Source organism: Litchfieldia sinesaloumensis (genome assembly GCF_900156865.1).
GTDB lineage: Bacteria > Bacillota > Bacilli > Bacillales > Bacillaceae_L > Ferdinandcohnia > Ferdinandcohnia sinesaloumensis.
In genome coordinates this window covers 2,152,443-2,178,961 of record NZ_LT732529.1, presented here as the reverse complement: position 1 = coordinate 2,178,961, position 26,519 = coordinate 2,152,443, and the positions used below count along the sequence as shown (strand labels likewise).

Here is a 26,519-nt window from a genome sequence, read left to right as displayed (position 1 = left end):
AACATGTTTGGAAGAACGTATTATTGTGGTGAAATTACAGAACAAGCCATAGGTGAAAAAGTAACATTAAAAGGTTGGGTTCAACGTCGAAGAGATCTAGGCGGCCTTATTTTTATTGACCTTAGAGACAGAACTGGGATTGTCCAAATAGTATTCAGTCCAGAAGAATCAAAGGAAGCCTTAGAAATTGCTGAAACTGTGAGAAACGAGTATGTGTTGGATATAGTTGGGACGGTTGTTGCACGTGATGAGGCAACTGTAAACGAAAATATTAATACGGGTAAGATTGAGATAAAGGCTTCTAACTTACAAATTATTAATGAGGCAAAAACACCACCATTTATGATTGAGGATCGTACTGATGTTTCAGAGGATTTACGTTTGAAATATCGTTATTTAGATCTTCGTAGAACGGCTATGTTTGATACATTTAAAATGCGTCACAATGTCACGAAATCAATTCGTGAGTATCTAGATGGAGAAGGCTTCTTAGATATTGAAACACCAATCTTAACAAAGAGTACACCGGAAGGAGCACGTGATTATCTTGTTCCAAGCCGTGTACACCCAGGTGAATTTTACGCACTTCCACAATCACCACAAATTTTCAAACAGCTACTAATGGTTGGTGGATTTGACCGTTATTATCAAATTGCACGTTGCTTTAGAGATGAAGATTTACGCGCAGACAGACAGCCAGAATTCACTCAGATTGATATTGAAACTTCTTTCATGAGCCAGGAAGATATAATTGCGATGGCTGAGCAAATGATGAAAAAACTTATGAAGGATGTAAAAGGGCTTGATATCGAGCTACCTTTACCAAGATTAACGTATAATGATGCGATGAACCGTTATGGTTCGGACAAACCAGATACACGTTTTGAAATGGAATTAGTCAATCTTTCTGAGGTTGTAAAGGATAGTGGATTTAAAGTATTTAGTAATGCAGTAGCTACTGGTGGACAAGTAAAAGCAATCAATGCAAAAGGTGCAGCAACAAAATATACACGTAAAGACATTGATGGGCTCACTGAATATGTGAATCGATATGGTGCAAAAGGTCTAGCATGGCTAAAGGTTGAAGAGGAAGAATTAAAAGGTCCAATCGCTAAATTCTTTGATGCAGAAGAACAAAAGTCCCTAAGAGCTGTATTAGAAGCAGAGGCAGGAGATCTACTTTTCTTTGTTGCAGATAAGCCGAACGTAGTTGCTGATGCACTAGGAGCACTTCGTTTAAAACTTGGAAAAGAACTAGATTTAATTGACTCTTCCAAATTTAACTTCCTTTGGGTAACGGATTGGCCGCTATTTGAGTTTGATGAAGAAGATGGTCGTTACTATGCTGCCCACCATCCATTTACAATGCCAGCTAGAGAGGATATTGAACTACTTGAAAGCAAGCCTTGGGAAGTGAAGGCACAAGCTTATGACCTAGTATTGAATGGTTATGAATTAGGTGGGGGATCACTTCGTATTTTTGAACGTGACATCCAAGAAAAAATGTTTAAAGTCTTAGGATTCTCAGAAGAGGAAGCAAAGGAACAGTTCGGGTTTTTAATGGAAGCATTTGAATATGGGACACCACCACACGGCGGTATTGCATTAGGATTAGATCGACTTGTAATGTTATTGGCTGGTAGAAGTAATCTGCGTGATACCATCGCGTTCCCTAAAACAGCAAGCGCAAGTGATTTATTAACGGATGCTCCAGGAGAGGTAAGTAAAGCACAACTAAACGACTTGTATTTGTCGTTAAATGTTCGAAAATAGCGAACAAAACCCCTTTTGGTCAACTTGTAAAACACGTATGTCGTGTGTTAGTATTGTGACATAAGTTAGAAGTTTCTAGAGAACTTCTAAAGTTAGAAGTCCTGATGTGTTTGTCGTATAACCTATTGTTTTGACCGAACAATAGTTTATACGGGAGCCCGGAGTTTTCGTACTTGCGTAAATGCCTCATTAGCAGCAACTTGAAAGAGGACTTATAAAGGTCGAAACAGGGTGCCCACCTGCGGTGAGCGGGTTCAAAACTAAGGCATCGACGACACGATTGGGACTTCTACACGACTACATACAAACACATTTAACTCCTGTTTACTCCTGGTAAACAGGAGTTTTTTACTTTATTCGCATAGAAATACTTGAAAAGAGTGGAAAGTATGTTATATTCTTATTCTGGTAAAAATACAAAAGCTTGATGAATTCGTATTTAATGGAGTTGAAGAAATGGTACACCAATTCTCAAGAAATGAACTAGCAGTTGGAAAACTCGGGGTGGAGATTCTTAAAAATAGTACAGTAGCTGTCCTTGGAGTTGGAGGCGTAGGTTCCTTCTCGGTAGAGAGCCTAGCACGCTCCGGAGTAGGGCGCTTGATACTCGTTGATAAAGACAATATTGATATCACCAATATCAACCGTCAGTTACCTGCTTTACTATCTACAATTGGCCAGCCTAAAGTAGACATTATGAAAGAACGTATTGCTGACATTAACCCTGAATGTGAAGTCATTGCGCTGAAAATGTTCTATACTGAAGAAACATATGAGGAATTTTTTAGCTATGACTTGGACTTTGTCATTGATGCTTCAGACACGATTATGTATAAGATTCACCTCATGAAGGAATGTTTAAAACGCAATATCCCAATCATCTCGAGTATGGGTGCAGCCAATAAAATGGACCCAACACGTTTTATGATCGCAGATATATCCAAAACACATACAGACCCAATGGCTAAGGTCATTCGAACTAGATTACGAAAAGAGGGAATTCATAAGGGAATTCCTGTTGTGTTCTCAGATGAAAGCCCGATTGTTATTCGTGAAGATGTACGTCAGGAAATTACTGATGAGAATGCAAAAATTCGTAAAGCAAAAATGCCGCCATCCTCAAATGCTTTTACACCATCAACATGTGGTTTGATTATGGGGAGTTATGTCGTTCAGGAACTACTTAAAGAAATAAAAATTAAAAGAGTCAAGGACGAATAAAAACGTGGCCAGTGATGGCCACGTTTTCTTATTTTGCTAATTGCTCTAGATTCCCGTTTTTGTCCATCCGAAATGCTGGTGAATTACGATCTTCTGCATCCTCAAACATAACTAAGCGTCTAGCACGATCCATAATTTGCACAAGTGCTTGGTAGTCTTCTTGAATAATAGTCTGTTGTTCAGTTAACTTATCAAGCTTCTTCTCAAGTTCTTTTGTTTGTTGTTTTAAAGATTCATTTTCTCTACGTAACCGATTATTCTCCATTTCTAATTGATTAGATAAGAGGTCATTGCTCCGTAGGGATGACAAGAATGTAATACAATCATCAAGAGTGATTGAATTTGTTGATGTTGATGGAATTAACTCAGCAGAAACCTCTTCCGTATATACAGGTACAAAAGGAACTGGTGTTTCTTCCACTTGAATTTCCTTTTTCACAGACTCTACCTGGGTAGGCTTCGTTTCTTTATTTAGCTTTTCCAATGCTCTTTTTCTTTCTTTTCGCTGTTTTTTCGCAATCGCAATGGCTTGTTCATAATTATTGCGAACTTCAGCATTCCATCTGAAGCCACATGCAGCTGATGTGCGATTTAATTTATCGCCCACTTCATCAAATGCTGCTAGTTGGGTTCCACCTTCGCGAATATAGCGTAATACAGTTTCAGCTAATAATAAATCATCTTCGTGTGACCATGCATCCTGCCTTACTTTCATAAAAACCAACTCCCTATTTATTTATAATTAATAGATTTTATATCTAGCATGACCACGTTATTTTTGTTTTATACATTAGTAGTTTTGTGAGGATAGAAAATACAGCTAAAGGCGTATCAAGACTGGAATATGGAATGTAAAGAAATAGTAATTTTTCTCGTAACCTAAAAAATTTGGGAACTTTTTCATGTATAATCCGTAAGTAGTATTGTCACTAATCCGAATAGGTAATGATGTGAAGGAGATTCTAAAAGGTGTGAATCTCACAAACTGATAGGGGGAAAAAAAGTGCAACCAGTTTTACAGTTAAAAAATGTCAAAAAGACAATAGGTAGGAAAGAAATCATTAAGGGAATTACCTTTGATGTGTTTCCTGGAGAAGTATTCGGCTTTTTAGGTCCGAATGGGGCAGGGAAAACAACGACAATTAGAATGCTAGTTGGACTTATGTCTATTACCGATGGAGAAGTCATTATAAAAGGAACAGATATTGCCAAGAACTTTGAAAAAGCAGTCGCAAATATTGGAGGGATCGTTGAGAACCCAGAAATGTATAAGTTTCTAACTGGTTACCAAAATCTTGTTCATTACGGGCGGATGGTAAATGGAGTAACAAAAGAAAGAATCCTTGAGGTGACAAAGCTTGTTGGTCTTGAAAAACGGATAAATGAAAAGGTTAAAACCTACTCACTTGGGATGCGTCAGCGTTTAGGAATTGCACAGGCATTATTACATAGTCCCTCAATTTTGATATTAGATGAACCTACAAATGGGTTAGACCCTGCTGGGATTCGAGAAGTTCGTGATTATGTTCGCAAGCTTGCAAGAGAAGAGGGGCTAGCAGTTATTGTTTCAAGTCACTTATTGTCAGAAATGGAAATGATGTGTGACCGAATTGGAATCATCCAAAATGGTGAATTAGTAGGGGTTCAAAAAGTTACGGATTTTGTAGGTGAAGATACTCGTATTCGGGTTCAGTTTCAAGTGGGTGATGTTGTAAAAGCACTATCAATTCTATCAAATGAATATTCATCACTTGAAATAAACCAAACGGAAAAAGGATTCGAACTGATGACTGATCATGATATGATTCCACAAATAAATGCTAGTCTTGTAAAAAATGAGATTCAGGTGTATGGAATTGTGCAGCTATCAAAATCATTAGAGGATCGATTCTTGGAAGTAACAGGAGGTAGCGGAATTGAGTAACATCATCAAACTAATTCAAAATGAAAATATGAAAATTTACCGTCGTGTATCTACCTGGATCATGTTTATTATACTAGTAGGTGCAGCTGTAGTTGTCGGGATTGTAATGAATGCTACGGCTTCAAATTCTGAAAATGAAAATTGGAAACAAAACATCCAGGCAGAGAATGAAATGTATAAGGCTGACCTATCAAATGAAAATCTACCAGATATGGTAAAGGATTTTTCAAAGCGAGAATTGGCTATCAATGAATATCGTTTAGAACATGATATTGCTCCGGTAGAAGCTAGATCTACGTGGAATTTTATGACGGCTACTTCAGAAATTGTTTCATTAATCACGTTGTTTACAATTGTAATTGGCGCAAGTAGTGTTGCATCTGAATTTACGTGGGGAACCATTAAATTATTGTTAATTAGACCAGTATCAAGAGCAAAGATACTGCTATCAAAATATCTAGCAACTATCTTGTTTGCATTAGTATCTTTAGCGTTACTGTTTATCGTATCATTCTTAGTAGGAAGCATATTCTTTGGTGGAGGAGACTCAACTCCACACTTAGTTTATAGAGATGGCGCAGTACAGGAAGTTCATATGGTTTCACATATTCTTGGTATCTTTGGTTTAAAATCAATTAACCTAATCATGATGTCGACATTTGCTTTTATGATTTCAACCATATTTAGAAATAGTGGTCTCGCGATAGGTTTAGCAATCTTCTTAATGTTTGCAGGAGTAAACGCAACTGCTTTACTTGCAATGAAATTCGATTGGGCAAAATACATCCTGTTTGCGAATACGGATTTATCTCAATACCTGACTGGTAATATTTTTGTTGAAGGAATGACAATGTCATTTTCAATAATCATGTTAGTCATTTATTTCATCATTTTTAATGCACTTACTTGGTTTGTCTTTATGAAACGTGATGTAGCGGCTTAATAGGAAAAAGGGGAGGAAATAGGATGGTCTATTTCTTCCCCTCTTTTTGTAGTTGCTCAAGGCGATCATATACCTTTGAAAAATGCTTTTCTTGTCCACTCTCTTTAGGTTTGAAGTATTTTCTGTTTTTTAATAAGTCTGGTAAGTACTGTTGTTTAACCCATCCATTTGGATAATCATGCGGATATTTATAGCCAATCCCATGGCCCAATTCTTTCGCTCCACTATAATGGGCATCACGTAGGTGATCAGGTATTTCCCCAATATTTCCTTTTCGAATATCCTCAATTGCTTTATCAAGTGAACGATATGCACTATTCGTTTTCGGTGATAAGCATTGTTCAATTACGACATTTGCAAGTGGAATTCTAGCTTCTGGCAATCCTAGACGCTCTACAGCCTGGCATGCAGCAACCGTATGAACGCCGACTTCGGGTGCCGCGATTGAAATATCTTCATAGGCAATGACAGTTAGTCGTCTACAAATCGAAACTAAGTCGCCACCTTCTATAAGTCTCGCTAAATAATGCAAGGCCGCGTTCACATCACTACCTCGAATACTTTTTTGAAGACAAGAAAGTAATGAATAGTGAAGGTCTCCGTCTTTATCATGAGAAAAGCCCTTATTTTCCACACATTCCTTAACAAGTTCAATATCAATTTCAATCATCTCATTGTCTCTCGTTTTTGAAGCCATTACGACATCCTCTAGCACGTTCATCGCAGAACGCGCATCTCCCTTAGTGGAAGACGAGATAAGGTCAATGGCTTCCTCAGATATTGAAATCTGTAGATGACCCAGCCCACGTTCCGAATCATTTAGGGCACGAAGAATTAATTCCTTGATATCTTCTTTAGTGAGGGGGCGAAGTTCTTTAATTTGTCCGCATCTACTACGAATCGCTGGATTTACATCATGGAATGGATTTTCCGTTGTTGCGCCGATCAATGAAATAAGGCCTCGTTCTACATGTGGAAGTAAATAATCCTGCTGTGCTTTGTTAAAACGATGGACCTCATCAATAAATAGGATTAGTTTTCCTTCAGTTTTTGCAGTTGAAACGGCATCCTCGATATCCTTTTTACCTGCAGTAGTAGCATTAATGGAGATAAATGGCATATCAACGGTACCAGCGATTGCTGTTGCAATGGATGTTTTTCCAATTCCAGGTTCCCCATACAGTAAGATAGAGGGAACATGTCCATTCGTAATCATTCTATATAAGGCGGTGTCCTTGCCAATAATATGTTTTTGTCCAAGTATTTCCTCAATATGTCTAGGTCGCATCCGATATGATAAAGGTGCTTCGATAAGTGATTCAAAAAGCAAAAGGTTCATCCCCTTATCCAACAATTCAAATAGGTTTTGTATTATACACTTAACTTTATCATACGTTTCTAGTTGATAAAATACAAATACAACGCAATATATGTTATAATGTCGTGAGTTTAAATTTGTTATGGTTTCATCTTATAGACTTTTAAAAAAAGGGCGGCTGAAAATTTGGTCATCCTACACCAATTCGTATGTAATTAATTTAATGAAACAGTTTTAGATAGATAAGATGGTCAGCAATGAGAGGCAGAGTGATGAGAATGAGAGCACAGTCTAGCTTTAGTCACCACATGTTGAAGTGGTCAACTTTTTTTATTGGCCTGTTAATTATGTCTTTGGGGATTGTTCTAATCATCAAAGCAAATCTCGGGGCATCACCTTGGGATGTTTTGCATATCGGACTATATAAACAAATCGGCCTCACCATTGGTTCCTGGTCGATAATAGTTGGTTTTTTTATTTTGTTTCTTTCCTCATTCTTATTGAAAAGACTTCCTCAAATCGGTGCATTCCTAAATATGATTTCAGTAGGAATATTTATTGACATGTTCATGATGGTACCTTTCCTAGTAACACCAGATTCTTTTATAGGTAAACTACTCATGCTCTTACTTGGACTGATTATTAATGGATATGGAATGGGAATATACATCTCAGCGAAGGTTGGTGCTGGGCCAAGAGATAGTCTGATGTTGGCCTTAACGGAGATATCTAAGTGGAAAGTGCAATATATCCGACTCGGAATGGAAATTATTGTCTTGACAGCTGGTTGGCTATTAGGAGGTCCTGTTTTCATAGGAACATTGATTTATTGCGTAGGAATTGGTTATATGGCAGGATTTGCATTGCCACAATGCCAACGCCTGAATGATCGATTAAAACGTAAACTTGACAAAACACCAGTGATAGAAGTGAATCATTTTAGTAATTAGGGGTGGTAGTAAATGAAGATTTCGACAAAAGGCAGATATGGTCTAACCATCATGATTGAACTTGCAAAAAATCATGGGAAAGGGCCACTTTCTTTAAAAACGATTGCCTCAAAACATGACTTGTCTGAGCATTATCTTGAGCAGCTAATTTCTCCATTACGCAATGCGGGGTTGGTAAAAAGTATCCGTGGAGCATATGGAGGTTATATACTTGGGGATGAACCAGTAAAGATAACAGCTGGTGATGTAATTCTTGTTCTTGAGGGACCGGTTAGTCCTGTAGAAGTTTTAGAGGATGAAGAGCCGGCAAAAAGGGAATTATGGATACGAATCCGAGATGCCGTTAATGAGGTATTGGATAGCACTACACTCGAAGATCTTGCTAGCCACGATGACGGCAATGATGCATATATGTTTTATATTTAAGTAAAACATGGCATAATTTGAACGTACTGAACTAATTTAATCGTAGTATAAAACCACAATTAAATTAATTGAGCCTCCGCTGGATGCCTCAGATTTTATAAAGTAAATTTTTCGAGTAAGCTCGAAAAAAATCTGGGCGCAAAGGCACAAGGCGCATTTGATAAAATAAAAGGAGGGCGCATATGATGCAACATATTTATTTAGATCATGCAGCTACATCGCCCATGCACCCAGATGTTGTGGAGCGTATGCTTCCATATATGACAGAAGTTTTTGGTAATCCTTCAAGTATTCACTTTTTCGGACGGAAAAGTCGACATGCTGTAGATGAGGCAAGACAAACCATTGCTGACAGTATCCACGCAAAACCGAACGAGATTATCTTTACAAGCGGTGGTACAGAGGCTGACAATTTGGCAATAATCGGAACGGCAAATCAGCTACTTGGTAAAGGTAAACACATTATCACTTCTGCAATCGAACATCATGCAGTTCTTCATACATGTGAACACCTTGAAAAACAGGGATTCACAGTTACGTATCTTCCTGTAAATGAGTCTGGTCTAGTTTCAGTTAAAGACGTTGAAGCAGCCCTAACACCTGAAACGATACTTGTCACAATTATGTTTGGCAATAATGAAGTTGGTGCTCTTCAACCAATTCAGGAGATTGGTGACCTTCTTCAAGAGCATCAAGCTGTATTTCACACAGATGCCGTCCAAGCCTATGGACTGGTTGATATAAATGTGAATCAATTGAATATTGATTTGTTATCCGTTTCAGCTCATAAAATAAATGGTCCTAAGGGTACCGGTTTTTTATTTATGCGAGAAGGTAAAAAGTTATCTCCTCTTCTTTTTGGAGGAGAACAAGAAAAGAAACGACGTGCTGGAACAGAAAACGTTGCTGGCATTGTTGGTCTGCAAGCTGCAGCGCAATTGGCGAAACAAACGTCTGTTGATAAAAATGAACTTTACCAAGACTTTAAAACAACTTTTATCTCGATTTTAAATGAAGAGGGTATCTCGTTTGAACTGAACGGTGACCTTTCTAAGTCATTACCACATGTGCTAAATCTTTATTTCCCAGGGACTAATGTTGAATCAATGCTAGTGAATCTTGATCTAGCAGGAATTGCTGCTTCTAGTGGATCTGCATGTACGGCCGGTTCAATTGATCCATCTCATGTATTAGTGGCCATGTTTGGAAAAGATTCAGACAGAATCACATCTTCCATTCGGTTTAGCTTTGGCTTAGGAAATTCAATCGAAGATATAAAAACAGCAGCAGTAGAAACATCCAAAATCGTAAAACGATTAACGAAATAGGAGGTGGAAACATGAAAGACCCAAAAGATACCCGTGTCGTTGTGGGAATGTCAGGTGGAGTAGATTCTTCCGTAGCAGCCCTATTATTAAAAGAACAAGGCTATGATGTTATCGGGATATTTATGAAAAACTGGGATGATACTGATGAAAATGGTGTTTGTACCGCAACAGAGGATTATGAAGATGTAATACGAGTCTGTAATCAAATTGGTATCCCATACTATGCGGTGAACTTTGAAAAACAATACTGGGATAAAGTGTTCACCTACTTCCTGGATGAGTATAAAGCAGGTAGAACACCAAATCCAGATGTCATGTGTAATAAAGAGATTAAATTTAAGGCCTTTTTAGAACATGCTATGACTCTCGGTGCGGACTACCTAGCAACAGGTCATTATGCTCGAGTAGAATACAGAGATGGAGAATACAAGATGCTTCGTGGGGTTGATGAAAATAAGGACCAAACTTATTTCTTGAATCAGCTTACACAGGATCAGCTCTCAAAGGTCATGTTCCCAATCGGTAACATCGAAAAATCAAAGGTGCGAGAGCTTGCTAAAGAAGCAAACCTTGCGACTGCTACTAAGAAAGATAGCACAGGGATTTGTTTTATTGGTGAACGTAATTTTAAAGAGTTCCTAAGCAATTACTTGCCCGCACAACCTGGGGATATGGTCACTTTTTCAGGTGAGGTAAAAGGGAAACATGATGGTTTAATGTATTATACGATTGGCCAACGTCACGGTCTAGGTATTGGTGGAAGCGGAGAACCGTGGTTTGTGGTTGGAAAAGACCTTGAAAAAAATCTTCTTTATGTTGACCAAGGTTTTCATAATGAGTACCTCTATTCAGATTCAATCCTAGCGGCAAATGTAAGCTGGGTATCGGATATGAAACCCGAAGAGGATGTAAAATGCACAGCCAAATTCCGATATCGCCAACAGGACAACGCAGTTACAGTTCGAAAAGTTGACGATAATACGATTCAAGTAATTTTTGATGAGCCAATCCGTGCTGTTACACCTGGACAAGCCGTAGTCTTTTATAATGGCGATGAATGCCTAGGTGGAGCAACGATTGATAAAGTCTTTAAAAATAATGAACGGCTAACATATGTTGGGTAAAGAAACCTCGATCCTATCTTTAGGGTTGAGGTTTTCCTGTGCTATAATATAAGTTGCAAATATAACTGAGTAGAGTACGCTTAGGCGTATGTGAATATAATGGTGGAGTTGAATATTTTGGATTTAAATAAACAAGGCATTGACTATATGCAAGAGGGAAAATACGAAGAAGCAGCAAAATGCTTTTCACAGGCAATTGAAGAAAACCCGAAAGAGCCAATTTATTACATAAACTTTGGTAACCTTTTGGCGGCAGTAGGCGACCCAGAAAGAGCGATTGCTTTTTTTACTAAAGCTCTAGAATTAGATGAGAAAGCAGGAACTGCTTATTATGGAATCGGTAGTCTTCTCTACAACCAGGATGATTTCATCAAAGCAAAGGATATGTTTGAAAAAGCCCTAAAAGCAGGGGTGGAAAATAGTGATACTTATTTTATGTTAGGGATGACATTAATTCAACTTGGTCAGCCAAAACTAGCATTGCCATATATGAAACGATCTGTCGAATTAAACGAAAATGATATAGATGCTTTATTTCAATACGGTCTCTGCCTAGCGGGTGAATCTGTCATTGATGAGGCAATAAATGTATTTAATAAAGTCATTGAGCTAGAGCCACAGCATTCAGATGCGTATTATAACCTAGGTGTAGCATACGCTGGTTTTAAAAATGATTACGAAAAGGCACTCGCAATGTTTGAAAAGGCGTTGGAAATTCAACCTGACCATATGCTTGCAGCAAATGGGAAAAACATTATTAATCAAGCGTTAGATGAATAAATGAGGGGAGGGAATACAGCAATGGAACAACAGGAATCTTTAGATTTATTTAATGAACAACGAAAGTATATGAAGGGCACTCATTTAGTGACCATATTTCATAATGAGCAGAATTTATATTCAGTTGTTCGTATCAGGCTTCAAGAAACAAATGAAGACTATAATGAAAAAGAAGCAGTTGTAACCGGGTATTTCCCTCGCATCCATGAGAATGAAACATACATTTTTTTCGGTCGACTTAAGGAGCACCCACGATTTGGTATCCAATTCCATGTTGATCAATTCCAAAAAGAGATTCCACATACGAAACAAGGAATCATTCAATATCTCTCAAGTGACCTTTTCAAAGGAATCGGTAAAAAGACGGCAGAAAAAATTGTAGAGGCTCTTGGCGAAGGCGCGATTTCAAAAATCATTGCAAACCCTTCTGTCTTAGATGCGGTCGAAAAGCTACCAGCAGAAAAGGCTAAGGAAATTTATGAAACCCTTCAGGAACACCAAGGGCTTGAACAAATCATGATTGGACTATCCCAATACGGGTTTGGTCCTCAGCTGTCAATGAGGGTTTATCAAGTGTACAAAGAGCAAACACTTGAAATTCTCCAACACAGTCCCTATAAATTGGTAGAAGATATTGAAGGGATTGGATTTGGGCGTGCTGATGAGTTAGGTCGACAGTTGGGGATCTCTGGAAATCATCCTGACCGAATTAAGGCTGGGTGCCTATACATACTTGAACAAGACTCATTACAGGATGGTCATGTCTATCTTTCCATAGAGGACTTAATTATTCGAGTTCAGGAATTATTAGAACAAAATACTCATGAAGAAATTATTGCAACAGATATCTCAAAAGAAATGATAAGTCTTACCGAGGAAAGCAAGCTTGTTATAGAAGAGGACAAGGTTTATCTGCCTTCCCTTTACTTTTCTGAAAAGGGGCTTATCAAAAATATAAAACGTGTTATGGAGCAAACTGAATACGATGATCTTTTTCCAGAATCCGAATTTCTATTAGCACTTGGTGAGTTAGAGGAAAGAATTAAAGTTCAGTATGCTCCTTCACAAAAAGATGCCATTCAAAAAGCATTAATGTCACCAATGCTACTGTTAACAGGTGGTCCTGGTACTGGAAAGACAACTGTCATCAAAGGTATTGTTGAGTTATATGGAGAATTGCATGGCTGCTCGTTGGACCCTAAGGATTATAATTCTGAGAATCCATTTCCGGTTTTATTAGTTGCGCCAACAGGACGGGCTGCTAAACGGATGAGTGAATCAACTGGACTGCCTGCAGTTACCATTCATCGACTACTAGGGTGGAATGGAGTCGAGGGCTTTAGTCATGATGAAGATAACCCAATTAATGGGAAGCTGTTAATAGTTGATGAGGTATCCATGGTTGATGTTTGGTTAGCAAACCAGCTATTTAAATCACTCCCTCAGCATATTCAAGTTGTTCTCGTAGGAGATGAAGACCAACTACCTTCCGTAGGTCCTGGTCAAGTTCTGAAAGACTTGCTAGCATCGGACGTTTTACCAACAGTCCGGCTCACCGATATATATCGGCAATCAGAAGGTTCATCCATCATAGAACTAGCACATGATATTAAAAAAGGGGCTTTACCACCAGATATATCATCACCAAAAAAAGATCGATCCTTTTTAAAATGCTACCAAAATCAAGTCCTTGAAGTTGTTAGACAGGTGTCAGATAATGCCAAAAAGAAGGGATTCTCAGTAAAGGATATTCAGGTTTTAGCACCCATGTATCGCGGGCCAGCGGGGATTGACAGCTTGAATGTTATGCTCCAGGAACTTTTTAATCCGCCTGTCCATGGTAAAAGGGAAATGAAATTTGGAGATGTAACATACCGCCGAGGAGATAAAGTACTTCAATTGGTGAACCAACCAGAGAATAATGTGTTTAACGGCGATATTGGTGAAATTGAATCAATTTTCTATGCGAATGAAAACACAGAAAAACAAGATATGGTCGTCATCAATTTTGAAGGCAATGAAGTTACATATACAAAACAGGACTTGAACCAAATCACTCACGCCTACTGCTGTTCCATTCATAAATCACAAGGTAGTGAATTTCCAATCGTGATTTTACCAATTGTTAAAGGCTATTATCGGATGTTGCGTCGAAATTTAATTTACACTGCGATTACAAGGGCGAAGAATTTTCTTATTCTCTGTGGGGAGGAAGACGCTTTAAGACAAGGTGTACATCGTGCTAATGATACCAATCGTCAAACGACCTTATGTGAAAAATTAAAAATAACATTTGGTGTAATGATGGAGAAGGCACCTGTTGCAGAAACAGAAGAAGCTGTCTCTTATTATGATATGATTTTCCAAACCGATCCAAACATTGGGATGACGGGAATATCTCCATATGATTTTATGGAGGCTGAATAAAAGCTGGGTAACCAGCTTTTTTTTTGGTAAACCTTGTGCAGTATGACAAACACCCTTGAAGTACAAGATAAGTAATGTTCGGAAAGGTGGCGATTATCTTTGCGGACATTCTCATTGCTAAAAGATTTACCAATTTATGATGAAAATTCTGCTGAGATTCTTGGCCGGGTTTCAGATCTATGTATCACATCAGATGGCAAGGTGAATGCCTTGATTATGAAAGGAAAGGGATTGTTTGAGCGAGATCGAGTAGTCCCAATCCAAAGCATTTCCTCTATAGGAAATGATGCTGTGATGGTTTCTGACCAATCGCTGATAGAGCGGTTGGACAATGAAGCTGATACACCAACCTATTTTCTGCACACCCATCATGGATTATTCCGAAAGCCACTTTTATCTGCTGAAGGGCAAAAGTTGGGCTTGTTAGAAGATGTATATTTTACAGAAGAATTGGGCACTATTATAGGGTATGAAGTAACGGATGGCTTTTTTGCTGATATCACAGAAGGAAAAAAGGTTGTTAAAACCGAAAAACCTCTAAAAATTGGCGAAGATGTCATCGTCGTATCGATAACTTAATTCAGTAGCCGGCGATACCATGATTCTTCAGAGAGGAAACTTTTTGAAAAATCGGGCTGCAAATACGCCAAGGCGCATTTGATTTAGGAATTCCATGATGTGAGGTGTACCCTGTGAAGTGCCCAAATTGTAAAAGTAAAGACATCGGTAAAATTGGTGTGAACCAATATTATTGCTGGGGATGTTTTATCGAACTATCTGTGAACAAAGGACAAATAAATACTCATCAGGTAGAGGAAGATGGCACACTCAGTTCGTTGGACGATTTGTTTGCTGAGGACGACAGAAGAATCAGTATGTAATCCTATACACAAGGAGTGAAGAGGTTATGAATAAAGCAATGACTTCTCTAATCACTATGGGTCTAGGTGCTGCCGCTTACGGTATCATGAAGAGAACGGACGTCATGTCAGCACGCAATATGAAAAAAATGCGTAAACGCATAACAAAAATGTTTTAATCTTGGAAAACCCCACAAGAGTGGGGTTTTTTTAGTGCTTGTATGAAATAGAGTTTTGGAGGAGATGTCGAACATGGCGAAACATCCTCGTACTTGGATGAAATTAGGAGAAAGCGAACCAGCAAAGTGTCGAATCATCCTTGCAAATGGATGAAATTAGGAGAAAGCGAACCAGCAAAGTGTCTAATCATCCTTGTAAATGGATAAAATTAGGAGAAAGCGAACCAGCAAAGTGTCGAATCATCCTCGCAAATGGATGAAATTAGGAGAAAGAGAACCAGTAAAGTGTTGAATCATCCTCTCGAATGGATAAAGTTAGGAGATACCGAACCAGTAAAGTACCGAATAACCCTCGCACTTGGCTGAAATTAGGAGATACTGAACCAGTAAAGTGGCGAATCATCCTCTTGAATGGATAAAGTTAGGAGATACCGAACCAGTAAAGTACCGAATAACCCTCGCACTTGGCTGAAATTAGGAGATATCAAAACAGAAGAGTGGCAAATATCCCCACGAATGGATAAAGCCAGGAGAATCTAAACCCAAATGGCAAGAATCGCCACGTTACATTCTCATAAAACAGCAAAGGGCTTACTAGTAATCAAACTAGAAGCCCTTCAGAATAAACTCCTCAAACTACATTTACTTTTTATCTACATAATACGATCCCTTACCGGATAATATTAAATCAAAATTCTTAGTTAATACTTTTTGTATAGTCTTTTTAGATTTTATAACTTTACACCACTCGTGGATGATATTCACTGTAATTTGTTTGTCTGGGAATAGAAGCTTAAATTCCTCTATACTCCGTAATACGGCGGTCTCTTTATCCTCAACAAAACCACATTTTTTACAAACCAATGTTTGTCTATTGGTGTCTTCATAATCCAAACAACCTCGTTTACATACAATCCCCTTCTCCAACTCTTCATACGTGTATGCTGGGATTTTTGAAAATGGCGATTTTGCTATATGTAAGTCAACTAACCTTTTCGCAAAACGTAAACGACCATCTGAAACTCCAGTTGTTCCAGCCGCATTGTCCAAACTTTTCAAAAAACGATTAAGTTGTGCATGGAATACAAAAGGTCCTTTTTGTGGGGCATCGTAGAGGTAAAATTCAGGGTTGATAAATACAATCTTAGATTCGACAACTGCATTTAATCTAAGCTCTTGTAATAATTGTCGAAACAATGATTCGCTACGGGAGAGTTGAATAAGAGGGTTCTTGATTTCTTTGCCAGTAAGCATGTGCATGCGATCATTCTCAATATAAAAATCGCCATCAAAGTTCTTTACTTCAAAAATGTAACTTTTCTTTTGGGTCATTAGTAGGGAGTCAATTTGGAAAAGAGTATTGCTCACTTCAAGGAGAAGATTGTTTAATATGAGGCATTCATTTGTGAGGCCTAGTAATAACTGGTCAAATTGTAGTTCACCGTGCCAACCTTTTTTAAGAGATTTGTAGTTGTCTTCATCTTTTTTCTCTAACTTTTTGCGGACTCGCAAACAGTGAAATGTGTTCAGTTCGAGGTTTTCACCTCGTGCTTTAATAATCAATGTACCACATCCTTTCTGTCTTATTTTACAAAATAATCAGTATTTTTACAATGTTTTTGTCATCCTACCAATCCGTATAAAACGACTACGATTCCAAAAACTACTAGCGAGAGGGGTGAACATAATGAGAGAGAATAGGGTTAAGTGGCTCTTCAGGATTTCTTTATTGTTACTTGCTTTTTTGACGGTTTTTATCTTTATGAAGTTGGCTCCAATCTGGCTACCAATTTGGTCAGTAATCAAGACAATTTTCATTCCTTTTAGCATTTCTATTTTTATCACATACTTACTCCATCCTATTATCGAGAAAATTAGTAATCGTGGAGTTCCGCGATCACTTGCTATTTTACTTATCTATTTCCTGTTTTTTGGTGGGATTGGATTTGGCTTATATAAGGGCATTCCTGCTATCCTTGCGCAGCTTAAGGATCTCGCTGAAAGTTTCCCTGAATTTAGCACAACGTATCGTGTTTGGTTACAGGAAATTGAAACGGGTACTTCTCAGCTACCGGCTTTCATTCATGGTCAACTTGATGATTTACTTTATTCTGTTGAAAACTATGTGGACTATCTTCTCTCACGAACCATTGAATTCTTTAAGGGTTTCTTTAATTCAATATTTATAATTGCAATTATTCCGTTCATTGTGTTTTATATGTTGAAGGACCATAACCAAATGCTAAAAGCACTTTGGTATATAACACCTCGTAGACTGAGAAAAGCGGGTCAGCTATTTTTTCGAGATGTTGATGAATCACTTGGAAATTATATTCGAGGTCAGCTCATCGTTTGTCTGCTTGTAGGGACAACTGCCTCGGTAGCATTTTGGATATCCGGTATGAAATATCCGTTGTTATTTGGAATTATTGTCGGGGTTACAAACATTATCCCCTATTTTGGGCCAATCATTGGTGCTATTCCTGCGGCCATCATCGCAGCGACCATTTCGATGAAAATGCTGATGATAGTCGTTATCGTAGTTTTTGGTCTTCAGTTTATTGAAGGGAACTTGTTGTCCCCGATTATTGTCGGTAAAAGTCTCCGTTTACATCCTATTGTAATCATTGCAGCCCTTTTATTAGGTGGGGAGATTGGTGGAGTAGTGGGGCTGATCATTGCAGTTCCTGTTGTGGCGATTTTAAAAGTATTTATTGTACATGCTAAACAGCACTTTGCAGTGATTCGAAAGGAACAATAACTCTTTAAACACTAGCATTGACAAACATTTTTGACTTGAATATAATTGACAGGAAACAAGATATTACATAAGTTTACAAGTTAATGATATTGAATGAAAACAATGAAGGAACCAGTATGTTACAGTGCCATCGCCCAGAGAGGAATTTCCATGGCTGAGAGAAATTCTAGATGAAGGGTAACAGAACGCTACTCCTGAGTGTAGGAAAACCTACCGGTGAATACCGTTATCAATATACGAAGGTGATGGACGCAAATTTTTTGCGTTCATAATCAGGGTGGTACCGCGAGCATACTCTCGTCCCTGTTTTTGGGGGATTAGAGTATTTTTTTTATGTCTAAAATGATAGTGGAGGTTATGAAATGAAACAGTTAACATCAGCTCAAGTTCGACAAATGTTTTTAGATTTCTTTGAATCAAAGGGGCATGCGATTGAACCAAGTGCTTCTTTAGTACCGCATGAAGATCCGTCCTTGTTATGGATTAATAGTGGTGTTGCTACATTAAAAAAATACTTTGATGGACGTGTCATTCCACAGAACCCAAGAATCTGTAATGCACAGAAATCCATACGTACGAATGATATTGAAAATGTAGGAAAAACAGCGCGCCATCATACTTTCTTTGAAATGTTAGGTAATTTTTCAATTGGTGACTATTTCAAAGAAGAGTCAATCACTTGGGCATGGGAGTTTTTAACGAGTAAAGATTGGATTGGTTTTGACCCAGAATTGCTATCTGTAACCATCCATCCAGAGGATGACGAAGCATTTGAAATCTGGAATAAAAAGATTGGAATTCCTGAAAGTCGTATTGTGAGACTTGAAGGAAACTTCTGGGATATTGGTGAAGGTCCAAGTGGCCCTAACACAGAAATTTTCTATGACCGCGGAGAAGAGTTTGGAAATGACCCAAATGATCCTGAGTTATTTCCTGGGGGAGAAAATGAGCGATACCTAGAAATCTGGAACCTTGTGTTTTCTCAATTTAATCATAATCCAGATGGTTCTTATACCCCACTTCCGAAAAAGAATATTGATACAGGAATGGGTCTTGAAAGAATGTGCTCGGTTATTCAAAATGTGCCAACTAACTTTGATACCGACTTATTCATGCCGATTATTGAGGCAACTGAGGCTATTTCAGGTGAAAAATATCGACAAGCGCAGGATAAGGATGTTGCCTTCAAGGTAATTGCTGACCACATCCGTACTGTTACCTTTGCAGTAGGTGATGGAGCACTGCCATCAAATGAAGGAAGAGGCTATGTACTTCGTAGATTATTACGTCGCGCTGTACGTTATGCTAAACAAATTTCTATCAATCGTCCTTTCATGCATGAACTCGTACCCGTTGTTGCCGAAAATATGGTTGATTTTTATCCGGAAGTAAAAGAAAAAACAGAATTTATTCAAAAAGTGGTTAAAACAGAAGAGGAACGCTTCCATGAAACTCTACATGATGGACTTGCTATTCTCTCAGCGGTTATTAAAAAGGAAAAAGCGAAAGGTAGTGACATCATTTCTGGTGAAGATGTCTTCCGTTTATATGATACCTATGGTTTCCCTGTCGAACTCACAGAGGAATACGCTGAAGAAGAAGGCATGAAGGTTGATCACCAGGGGTTTGAACGTGAAATGGAAAACCAACGTGAAAGAGCAAGAGCTGCACGTCAAGATGTAGATTCCATGCAGGTTCAAAGTGGTGTTCTTGGTGATGTTAAGGTTGAAAGTACTTTTGTTGGATATGATGAACTAGAAGCGCAATCAACAGTACTTGTAATCGTAAAAGACGGTGAGATTGTTGAACACGCAAGCGAAGGTGATGAAGTCCAGCTTATTTTAGACAATACACCTTTCTATGCAGAGAGCGGTGGACAAATCGCAGATGAAGGTACTATTGAAAATTCGACTACAAAAGTAATCGTAAAAGATGTTCAAAAAGCACCAAATGGTCAAAATCTACACAGAGTTTTGATTGAAAAGGGCACTCTAGCTAATGGTGATCAACTACGAGCAAAAGTGAACCAAGAAAATCGCAGTGGTGTTGTTAAAAATCATACAGCTACACACCTTTTACACCAGGCATTAAAAGATGTTCTTGGTGCTCATGTGAATCAAGCAGGTTCACTTGTAACAGCAAATCGTTTACGTTTTGATTTTTCTCACTTTGGTCAAATTAAACCAGAGGAACTTGAGCAAATTGAAACAATTGTTAATGAAAAAGTATGGAGCAGTATTCCTGTTCAAATTGATTATAAATCCCTTACAGAAGCAAAAGAAATGGGTGCAATGGCTCTTTTCGGTGAAAAGTATGGTGAGATAGTGCGTGTCGTCCAAGTTGGTGACTACAGTCTAGAACTTTGTGGTGGGTGCCATGTACCAAATACATCAACTATTGGATTATTCAAGATAGTTTCGGAGTCTGGAATTGGGGCTGGAACACGTCGTATTGAAGCAGTTACAGGTGAAGCTGCATATCATGCAATCAATAATCAAGTCAAAATACTTGAGGAAGCTGCAGCACTTTTAAAAACAAAACCTACTGAAGTTACGGGTCGTATTGAGGTAATGCAGCAAGAGATTCGTAATTTACAACGTGAAAATGAATCACTTTCAGCAAAACTTGGAAACATAGAAGCGGGTAGTCTTGTTGATAAGGCCAAGGAAATTCATGGTGTGACTGTTTTATATAGCCAAGTAGATGCTCAAGATATGAACAACCTTCGATCAATGGTAGATGATTTAAAGCAAAAGCTAGGTTCAGCAGTTATTGTTTTGGGTTCTGTTAACGATGGTAAGGTAAATATAACAGCAGGTGTAACGAAAGACTTAATTGAAAAAGGCTTCCATGCAGGAAAACTAATCAAGGAAGTGGCAACTCGTTGTGGTGGTGGCGGTGGTGGCCGTCCAGATATGGCTCAAGCAGGTGGCAAAAACCCGGATCAGCTTGAATCGGCATTGCAATATGTAGAAGAATGGGTAAAAAACATCTAAAATTAGTGAATTTGTATCATTCTGGCTACTGGGATGATACAAATTGTCACTTCTTGTTTCTATTTAGTTGTGATTAGTGTACAATGAGTGGTAAGATTTACATGTACGGATTCAAACATCAGAATCTAAAGAGTGAGGTGCAAAACTTGAGCTCATTTGATAAAACAATGAAATTCAACTTTCCAGAGGAACCAGTTGAAACAAATGTAAATGAAGTATTATTCACTGTCTATGATGCTCTTCAAGAAAAAGGATATAATCCTATCAATCAAATTGTAGGATACTTATTATCTGGAGATCCTGCATATATTCCGCGTCATAAAGATGCGCGTAATATTATCCGAAAGCTTGAACGAGATGAAATAATTGAGGAGTTAGTGAAATCGTATTTAAAGATTCATCGTGAGGGGTAAAACGAATGAGGATTCTCGGTTTAGACGTCGGCTCAAAGACAGTCGGTGTTGCCGTCAGTGATGAAATGGGCTGGACTGCTCAAGGCATTGAAACAATTAAGATTAATGAAGAACGACAGCAGTTTGGTTTAGACCGCCTTGGTGAAATTATAAAGGAATATCAGGTAGAATCTGTCGTAATTGGTTTACCTAAGAATATGAATGGAACAATTGGTCCACGCGGTGAGGCTAGTCAGCATTTTGCAGATATGGTACAGGAGAAATTCGGGTTACCTATTATTTTATGGGACGAGCGTCTCTCAACAGTGGCAGCGGAAAGAGTCCTGTTATCAGCGGATGTAAGTCGAAAAAAGCGAAAGCAAGTAATTGATAAAATGGCCGCCGTCATGATACTTCAGGGGTATCTAGATAGTAAAAATTAAAGAGGTGTATTTATATGGAACATGGTGAAAAGCAAATAACGGTAGTTGATGAACAAGGAAATGAAATTCTGTGTGAAGTATTATTCACATTTGAATCAGATGAATTCGGAAAATCATATGTACTTTACTACCCAGTAAGCGATGAAAACGAAGATGAAGAGGATATCGAAATCCATGCTTCAAGCTTTAGCCCTTCTGCTGATGGCGAAGATGGAGAACTTCAACCAATCGAGACGGAAGAAGAATGGGATCTTGTTGAAGAAATGCTCAATACGTTTCTTGATGAAGAAGGAGAAGAATAAAAAACAGCCAGCCGGCTGTTTTTTTTCTGCCTTAAAACTCACAGAGATTAGAGAAAAAAGTACAATATTCTAGTTAATTCTTCCTAAAATTGACGAATTAGATAAAAAAATGTAGTATAATAATTCGAGTGAGGGGAGGATTAACGAAATATGTCTGAAAACGAATCGAAAAAGGATCTATATAAAAAGAATCTATTAGAGCGGCATAATGAAGCCAGAACAATTCGAAAAATCGTATTTATCCTATCTATTGTAATTTTATTAGCTGTATCTGGAATTATAGGTGGAGGCTATTTATATATAAAATCAGCACTTGAGCCAGTAGACCCAACAAATAAGGAACCAATTGAGGTAACGATACCAATTGGATCATCGCCAACAGCTATTGCAAGGATTCTAGAAGAACACGATATTATAAAAAATGCAAAGGTATTTCGTTACTACACAAAATTTAGAAATGAATCTGGTTTTAAGGCTGGGGAATATACACTGAACCAATCGATGAACTTTGATGAAATTATTAAAAGTCTTAAGTCTGGTATCCTAATGGGTGAACCTGCTTTTAGATTAGTAATTCCAGAAGGTAAACAACTTTCTGAAATCGCAACCATCATCGGTGAACAGACAGGCTATACACAAGAAGAAATCATGCAGAAATTAGATGATCCCACCTATGTCAGGGACTTAATTTCGAGATATCCTACCATTTTAACTGATGAAATTTTAAGTGAAGATGTAAAACATCCACTTGAGGGGTATTTATTCCCAGCAACTTATCCGTTTTATGAGAAGAAACCTTCGATAGAAGCGATTGTTGAAACCATGTTGGAACAAACGGATAAAGTTCTATCAAAATACCTAGGACAATTAGAAGGAAATCCTTATATTGATTCAACTCATAAACTATTAACCATGGCGTCGTTAATAGAAGAAGAGGCAACAGCGCAAACGGATCGCGAACAGATTTCTAGTGTATTTTACAACCGTTTAGATCAGGATATGAAACTTCAAACGGACCCAACTGTACTCTATGCTTTAGGGCAACACAAGGATCGGGTTCTGTATGAGCATCTTGATGTGGATTCGCCTTATAATACCTATAATGTAAAAGGGTTAACACCCGGACCAATTGCGAATGCAGGAGAGACATCGATATCAGCGGCATTAAATCCTGCTGAGACGGACTATTTATACTTCCTAGCAACCCCAACTGGAGAAGTGCTCTTTTCAATGACTCTTGAAGAACACAACGTGAAAAAAGCACAACACATCACAAATCAATAATGATTTACTTTGAAATAAGGGAAGCTAACTTTTTACTATTAGCGCTCCCTTTTTCTTTATGGTAAAATATATCGAGAATTATGAGCATGCAAAACAAATGACTGAATGTTGACCCAATACCACCATAATGAAATGGAGGTTTTTTTCTTGTTATCAAGTAAACTAACCAATTATTTAGAAGCCTTACTTCCCAAACGAGATGCATTTATTGAAGAAATTGAAAATTACGCACAAGAAAACAATGTACCGATTATGGAGTTAATCGGGATTGAAACTATGCTACAGTTACTGAGAATCTCACAACCAAAGCAAATTCTCGAGATTGGAACTGCAATTGGGTATTCCGCAATTCGGATGGCTCAGGCTCTACCTGGCACCAAAATAGTTACGATTGAGCGAGACCAAGAAAGATATGAAAAGGCGTTAGAGAACATTGAACGAACTGGAACTGCCTCACAAATAACCGTAATTTTCGGTGACGCACTTGAGGTGGGAGAAAAAGTGAAGAATCACGGTGAATACGACTGTATTTTTATTGATGCTGCAAAAGGACAATATCGACATTTTTTTGACATCTATGAAAAATGCCTTTCAAGGGATGGTTTAATTGTGACTGATAATGTACTATTTAAAGGGCTTGTCGCTGAGGAACAAATAGAGAATAAAAGAATACGTAGCCTTGTTACAAAAATTAAGTCATATAACGAGTGGCTCATCAAGCACCCAGATTATCAAACGACCATCGTACCTGTTGGGGATGGTGTTGCATTAAGTAAAAGAAGAGGTGTTACGGAATGAAGAAACCAGAACTTTTGGTGACTCCTACATGTGTGGAAGATATAGAACCATTGATTAATGCTGGTGCAACAGCCTTAATCATAGGTGAGCAACGATATGGATTACGTCTTGCTGGTGAATTTAACCGTGGTGAAATTGTTAAAGCGGTCGAAATAGCTCATGCACGTAATGCAAAAATATACGTCGCAATGAATGCCTTGTTTCATAATGAAAAAATTGCTGAATTAGGTGAATATATTGCTTTTCTACGAGATAGCAATGTTGATGCCATATATTTTGGTGACCCAGCAGTACTGATGACTGCACGTGAGGTCGCACCAGATATAAAATTGCACTGGAACACGGAAACAACTGCGACTAACTGGTATACCTGTAATTACTGGGGTAGAAAAGGTGCAAGTCGTTCAGTGCTAGCACGTGAACTAAATATGGACGCAATTGTTGAAATTAAAGAAAATGCAGAGGTTGAAATTGAAGTTCAGGTACATGGAATGATGCCAATGTTTCAATCAAAACGTTCGTTGGTTGGGAATTATTTCGAATATCAAGGTAATGTAATGGAAATTGAAAATCGTAAAAAAGAAAAGGATATGTTCTTATTTGATAAAGAGCGTGGGAATAAATATCCGATTTTTGAAGATGAAAATGGCACTCATATTATGAGCCCTAATGATGTATGTATTGTTGATGAATTGGAAGAAATGATAGATGCGGGTGTAGATAGCTTTAAAATCGAGGGGATTCTAAAATCTACTGAGTATATCGTTGAAGTTACTAAAATATATCGAAAAGCAATCGATTTATGCGTCGAAAATCGTGACGAATATGAAGATATTAAGGACGATCTACTAGAGCAGTTAGAAGGACTTCAACCAATTAATCGACCTTTAGATACGGGCTTCTACTTTAAGGAAACAGTTTATTAATTCTACTAGAGCAATTGAACTAAACGCCTAACTCTGTACCTGGGCGCAAATTTGCCAAGGCGGATTTATGTAATGAAGGAGGATTATACATGTCAACAGCAGTGAGAGAACCTATTTCAAAAATAGTAGATGGCAAGCGTGTAATCGTAAAACGGCCAGAATTGCTTGCACCAGCAGGTAATCTTGAAAAGTTAAAAATCGCTGTTCACTATGGTGCAGATGCTGTTTTTATCGGTGGACAAGAATACGGGCTTCGTTCCAATGCTGATAATTTTACATTAGAAGAAATCGCAGAAGGTGTAGAATTTGCAAACAAATACGGTGCCAAAATCTATGTCACAACAAATATTTACGCACATAATGAAAACATAGATGGATTAGATGAATATTTAATGGGGCTAGAGGAGGCTGGAGTATCTGGTATTATTGTGGCCGACCCACTTATCATTGAGACGTGTAAGCGTGTTGCTCCGAAAATGGAGGTACACTTAAGTACACAGCAATCGCTATCCAACTGGAAAGCTGTTCAATTCTGGAAAGAAGAAGGGTTAGAACGTGTAGTCCTGGCACGTGAAACAAGTGCTGAAGAAATTCAAGAAATGAAGGAAAAGGTCGATATTGAAATCGAAACCTTTGTTCATGGAGCAATGTGTATTGCTTATTCTGGTCGTTGTACATTAAGTAATCATATGACAGCACGCGATTCGAACCGTGGTGGTTGCTGTCAATCGTGCCGGTGGGATTATGATTTATTTAAACTAGACGAGGATAAAAATGAAGTAGCATTATTTGGGGAAGAAGACTCTCCGTTTGCAATGAGTCCAAAAGACTTAAAGCTTATCGAATCAATTCCACGAATGATTGAGCTAGGTATTGATAGTCTGAAAATTGAAGGACGAATGAAATCCATTCATTATATTGCAACTGTTGTAAGTGTATATCGCAAAGTTATTGATGCGTATTGTGCGGATCCTGATAATTTCGTGATTGCTAAAGAGTGGCTAGAAGAGCTTGATAAATGTGCAAATCGTGATACTGCTCCTGCCTTTTTTGAAGGAATTCCAGGTGTGAAGGAACAAATGTTTGGAACACATAGTAAAAAAACAACTTATGATTTTGCAGGTCTAGTGTTAGACTATGATAAGGAATCAGAGATTGTAACGATGCAGCAACGTAACTTCTTTAAAAAAGGTGACCGGGTTGAGTTTTTTGGTCCTGAAATCGAAAACTTTACTCAGATTATCGAGACTATTTGGGATGAGGACGGGAATGAAATGGATGCTGCTAGACATCCATTACAAATTGTTTCGTTTAAAGTGGACAAACCTGTTTACCCTAACAACATGATGCGAAAGGGGAAGTAA

Annotated in this window: 25 protein-coding genes, 1 other RNA gene and 1 other annotated feature; of the genes, 23 read left to right on the top strand and 3 right to left on the bottom strand. The window is 38.1% G+C overall.

Going from position 1 to position 26,519, the window contains the following annotated elements:
• The first annotated feature begins 3 nt into the window (after positions 1-3).
• The 3 genes from aspS (at position 4) to CZ490_RS10885 (ending at position 2,994) form a co-directional block, all read left to right on the top strand.
• On the top strand, positions 4-1,773 hold the full coding sequence (gene aspS / locus CZ490_RS10895; RefSeq protein ID WP_077618921.1) for an aspartate--tRNA ligase: 1,770 nt from the start codon (positions 4-6) through the stop codon (positions 1,771-1,773).
• A gap of 95 nt (positions 1,774-1,868) precedes the next feature.
• A non-coding RNA gene (ssrS, locus tag CZ490_RS10890) (6S RNA) lies at positions 1,869-2,064 on the top strand.
• 165 nt (positions 2,065-2,229) lie between these two features.
• Entirely contained in the window at positions 2,230-2,994 is a 765-nt protein-coding gene (locus tag CZ490_RS10885) for a tRNA threonylcarbamoyladenosine dehydratase (protein WP_077618920.1), read from the top strand.
• A 28-nt stretch (positions 2,995-3,022) separates the two neighbouring features.
• Here CZ490_RS10885 and CZ490_RS10880 read toward each other — a convergent pair whose 3' ends face one another.
• On the bottom strand, positions 3,023-3,709 hold the full coding sequence (locus CZ490_RS10880; RefSeq protein ID WP_077618919.1) for an RsfA family transcriptional regulator: 687 nt from the start codon (positions 3,707-3,709) through the stop codon (positions 3,023-3,025).
• Between the two features lie 288 nt (positions 3,710-3,997).
• Here CZ490_RS10880 and CZ490_RS10875 point away from each other — a divergent pair, with 288 nt between their 5' ends.
• Together CZ490_RS10875 and CZ490_RS10870 are read left to right on the top strand one after the other, a co-directional pair.
• Entirely contained in the window at positions 3,998-4,918 is a 921-nt protein-coding gene (locus tag CZ490_RS10875; RefSeq protein WP_077618918.1) for an ABC transporter ATP-binding protein, read from the top strand.
• Positions 4,911-5,861, top strand: a complete 951-nt coding sequence (locus CZ490_RS10870) for an ABC transporter permease (RefSeq protein ID WP_077618917.1) — start codon at positions 4,911-4,913, stop codon at positions 5,859-5,861. The genes CZ490_RS10875 and CZ490_RS10870 overlap by 8 nt, the downstream gene beginning before the upstream one ends.
• Positions 5,862-5,889: 28 nt before the next feature.
• Here CZ490_RS10870 and CZ490_RS10865 read toward each other — a convergent pair whose 3' ends face one another.
• Complete coding sequence (locus CZ490_RS10865; RefSeq protein WP_077618916.1) at positions 5,890-7,191, bottom strand: replication-associated recombination protein A; 1,302 nt, start codon at positions 7,189-7,191, stop codon at positions 5,890-5,892.
• A gap of 266 nt (positions 7,192-7,457) precedes the next feature.
• On the opposite strand from CZ490_RS10865, the gene CZ490_RS10860 reads away from it, so the two are divergent.
• The 9 genes from CZ490_RS10860 (at position 7,458) to CZ490_RS10820 (ending at position 15,253) form a co-directional block, all read left to right on the top strand.
• On the top strand, positions 7,458-8,129 hold the full coding sequence (locus CZ490_RS10860; RefSeq protein WP_077621032.1) for a YczE/YyaS/YitT family protein: 672 nt from the start codon (positions 7,458-7,460) through the stop codon (positions 8,127-8,129).
• 12 nt (positions 8,130-8,141) lie between these two features.
• Complete coding sequence (cymR, locus tag CZ490_RS10855; protein WP_077618915.1) at positions 8,142-8,555, top strand: cysteine metabolism transcriptional regulator CymR; 414 nt, start codon at positions 8,142-8,144, stop codon at positions 8,553-8,555.
• A 185-nt stretch (positions 8,556-8,740) separates the two neighbouring features.
• Entirely contained in the window at positions 8,741-9,883 is a 1,143-nt protein-coding gene (locus CZ490_RS10850) for a cysteine desulfurase family protein (protein ID WP_077621031.1), read from the top strand.
• An 11-nt stretch (positions 9,884-9,894) separates the two neighbouring features.
• A complete protein-coding gene (gene mnmA / locus CZ490_RS10845) occupies positions 9,895-11,007 on the top strand; it encodes a tRNA 2-thiouridine(34) synthase MnmA (RefSeq protein WP_077618914.1) in 1,113 nt (370 codons plus the stop codon).
• 117 nt (positions 11,008-11,124) lie between these two features.
• Positions 11,125-11,787, top strand: coding sequence for a tetratricopeptide repeat protein (locus CZ490_RS10840; RefSeq protein ID WP_077618913.1), 663 nt, complete (start codon positions 11,125-11,127; stop codon positions 11,785-11,787).
• 21 nt (positions 11,788-11,808) lie between these two features.
• Positions 11,809-14,214: an SF1B family DNA helicase RecD2 gene (recD2, locus tag CZ490_RS10835; protein WP_077618912.1), complete on the top strand. Its 2,406-nt coding sequence runs from the start codon at positions 11,809-11,811 to the stop codon at positions 14,212-14,214.
• A gap of 99 nt (positions 14,215-14,313) precedes the next feature.
• Positions 14,314-14,793: a PRC-barrel domain-containing protein gene (locus CZ490_RS10830; RefSeq protein ID WP_077618911.1), complete on the top strand. Its 480-nt coding sequence runs from the start codon at positions 14,314-14,316 to the stop codon at positions 14,791-14,793.
• Between the two features lie 113 nt (positions 14,794-14,906).
• Positions 14,907-15,095 (top strand): hypothetical protein, encoded by a 189-nt coding sequence (locus CZ490_RS10825; RefSeq protein WP_077618910.1) that lies wholly within the window; start codon positions 14,907-14,909, stop codon positions 15,093-15,095.
• 26 nt (positions 15,096-15,121) lie between these two features.
• Positions 15,122-15,253 (top strand): YrzQ family protein, encoded by a 132-nt coding sequence (locus tag CZ490_RS10820; RefSeq protein WP_077618909.1) that lies wholly within the window; start codon positions 15,122-15,124, stop codon positions 15,251-15,253.
• Positions 15,254-15,895: 642 nt separating this feature from the next.
• Here CZ490_RS10820 and CZ490_RS10815 read toward each other — a convergent pair.
• Entirely contained in the window at positions 15,896-16,816 is a 921-nt protein-coding gene (locus tag CZ490_RS10815; RefSeq protein ID WP_077618908.1) for a nuclease-related domain-containing protein, read from the bottom strand.
• Between the two features lie 124 nt (positions 16,817-16,940).
• Here CZ490_RS10815 and CZ490_RS10810 point away from each other — a divergent pair, with 124 nt between their 5' ends.
• From CZ490_RS10810 to CZ490_RS10770, 9 genes are all read left to right on the top strand, one after another.
• Positions 16,941-18,014: an AI-2E family transporter gene (locus CZ490_RS10810; protein WP_077618907.1), complete on the top strand. Its 1,074-nt coding sequence runs from the start codon at positions 16,941-16,943 to the stop codon at positions 18,012-18,014.
• 93 nt (positions 18,015-18,107) lie between these two features.
• Positions 18,108-18,322: a binding site (T-box leader), on the top strand.
• Positions 18,323-18,376: 54 nt separating this feature from the next.
• Positions 18,377-21,010, top strand: coding sequence for an alanine--tRNA ligase (gene alaS, locus CZ490_RS10805; RefSeq protein WP_077618906.1), 2,634 nt, complete (start codon positions 18,377-18,379; stop codon positions 21,008-21,010).
• Between the two features lie 146 nt (positions 21,011-21,156).
• On the top strand, positions 21,157-21,423 hold the full coding sequence (locus CZ490_RS10800; RefSeq protein WP_077621030.1) for an IreB family regulatory phosphoprotein: 267 nt from the start codon (positions 21,157-21,159) through the stop codon (positions 21,421-21,423).
• 5 nt (positions 21,424-21,428) lie between these two features.
• Positions 21,429-21,845 (top strand): Holliday junction resolvase RuvX, encoded by a 417-nt coding sequence (ruvX, locus tag CZ490_RS10795; protein WP_077618905.1) that lies wholly within the window; start codon positions 21,429-21,431, stop codon positions 21,843-21,845.
• A 14-nt stretch (positions 21,846-21,859) separates the two neighbouring features.
• Positions 21,860-22,147: a DUF1292 domain-containing protein gene (locus CZ490_RS10790; protein WP_077618904.1), complete on the top strand. Its 288-nt coding sequence runs from the start codon at positions 21,860-21,862 to the stop codon at positions 22,145-22,147.
• A 150-nt stretch (positions 22,148-22,297) separates the two neighbouring features.
• On the top strand, positions 22,298-23,431 hold the full coding sequence (gene mltG, locus CZ490_RS10785) for an endolytic transglycosylase MltG (RefSeq protein WP_077618903.1): 1,134 nt from the start codon (positions 22,298-22,300) through the stop codon (positions 23,429-23,431).
• A 147-nt stretch (positions 23,432-23,578) separates the two neighbouring features.
• Entirely contained in the window at positions 23,579-24,229 is a 651-nt protein-coding gene (locus CZ490_RS10780) for an O-methyltransferase (protein ID WP_077618902.1), read from the top strand.
• Positions 24,226-25,155, top strand: coding sequence for a peptidase U32 family protein (locus tag CZ490_RS10775; protein WP_077618901.1), 930 nt, complete (start codon positions 24,226-24,228; stop codon positions 25,153-25,155). Before CZ490_RS10780 ends, CZ490_RS10775 begins: the two co-directional genes overlap by 4 nt.
• An 89-nt stretch (positions 25,156-25,244) precedes the next feature.
• Positions 25,245-26,519 carry a peptidase U32 family protein gene (locus CZ490_RS10770; RefSeq protein WP_077618900.1) on the top strand — a complete coding sequence of 425 codons (1,275 nt, stop codon included), beginning with the start codon at positions 25,245-25,247 and terminating at the stop codon, positions 26,517-26,519.

What these genes read in the sequence shown, in the direction of transcription:
- alaS (WP_077618906.1), top strand. Translation starts at nt 18,377, where the DNA reads ATGAAACAGTTAACATCAGCTCAAGTTCGACAAATGTTTTTAGATTTC.
- cymR (WP_077618915.1), top strand. Translation starts at nt 8,142, where the DNA reads ATGAAGATTTCGACAAAAGGCAGATATGGTCTAACCATCATGATTGAA.
- CZ490_RS10820 (WP_077618909.1), top strand. Translation starts at nt 15,122, where the DNA reads ATGAATAAAGCAATGACTTCTCTAATCACTATGGGTCTAGGTGCTGCC.
- CZ490_RS10885 (WP_077618920.1), top strand. Translation starts at nt 2,230, where the DNA reads ATGGTACACCAATTCTCAAGAAATGAACTAGCAGTTGGAAAACTCGGG.
- mltG (WP_077618903.1), top strand. Translation starts at nt 22,298, where the DNA reads ATGTCTGAAAACGAATCGAAAAAGGATCTATATAAAAAGAATCTATTA.
- recD2 (WP_077618912.1), top strand. Translation starts at nt 11,809, where the DNA reads ATGGAACAACAGGAATCTTTAGATTTATTTAATGAACAACGAAAGTAT.
- CZ490_RS10775 (WP_077618901.1), top strand. Translation starts at nt 24,226, where the DNA reads ATGAAGAAACCAGAACTTTTGGTGACTCCTACATGTGTGGAAGATATA.
- ruvX (WP_077618905.1), top strand. Translation starts at nt 21,429, where the DNA reads ATGAGGATTCTCGGTTTAGACGTCGGCTCAAAGACAGTCGGTGTTGCC.
- CZ490_RS10790 (WP_077618904.1), top strand. Translation starts at nt 21,860, where the DNA reads ATGGAACATGGTGAAAAGCAAATAACGGTAGTTGATGAACAAGGAAAT.
- CZ490_RS10770 (WP_077618900.1), top strand. Translation starts at nt 25,245, where the DNA reads ATGTCAACAGCAGTGAGAGAACCTATTTCAAAAATAGTAGATGGCAAG.
- mnmA (WP_077618914.1), top strand. Translation starts at nt 9,895, where the DNA reads ATGAAAGACCCAAAAGATACCCGTGTCGTTGTGGGAATGTCAGGTGGA.
- aspS (WP_077618921.1), top strand. Translation starts at nt 4, where the DNA reads ATGTTTGGAAGAACGTATTATTGTGGTGAAATTACAGAACAAGCCATA.
- CZ490_RS10810 (WP_077618907.1), top strand. Translation starts at nt 16,941, where the DNA reads ATGAGAGAGAATAGGGTTAAGTGGCTCTTCAGGATTTCTTTATTGTTA.
- CZ490_RS10860 (WP_077621032.1), top strand. Translation starts at nt 7,458, where the DNA reads ATGAGAGCACAGTCTAGCTTTAGTCACCACATGTTGAAGTGGTCAACT.
- CZ490_RS10880 (WP_077618919.1), bottom strand. Translation starts at nt 3,709, where the DNA reads ATGAAAGTAAGGCAGGATGCATGGTCACACGAAGATGATTTATTATTA.
- CZ490_RS10850 (WP_077621031.1), top strand. Translation starts at nt 8,741, where the DNA reads ATGCAACATATTTATTTAGATCATGCAGCTACATCGCCCATGCACCCA.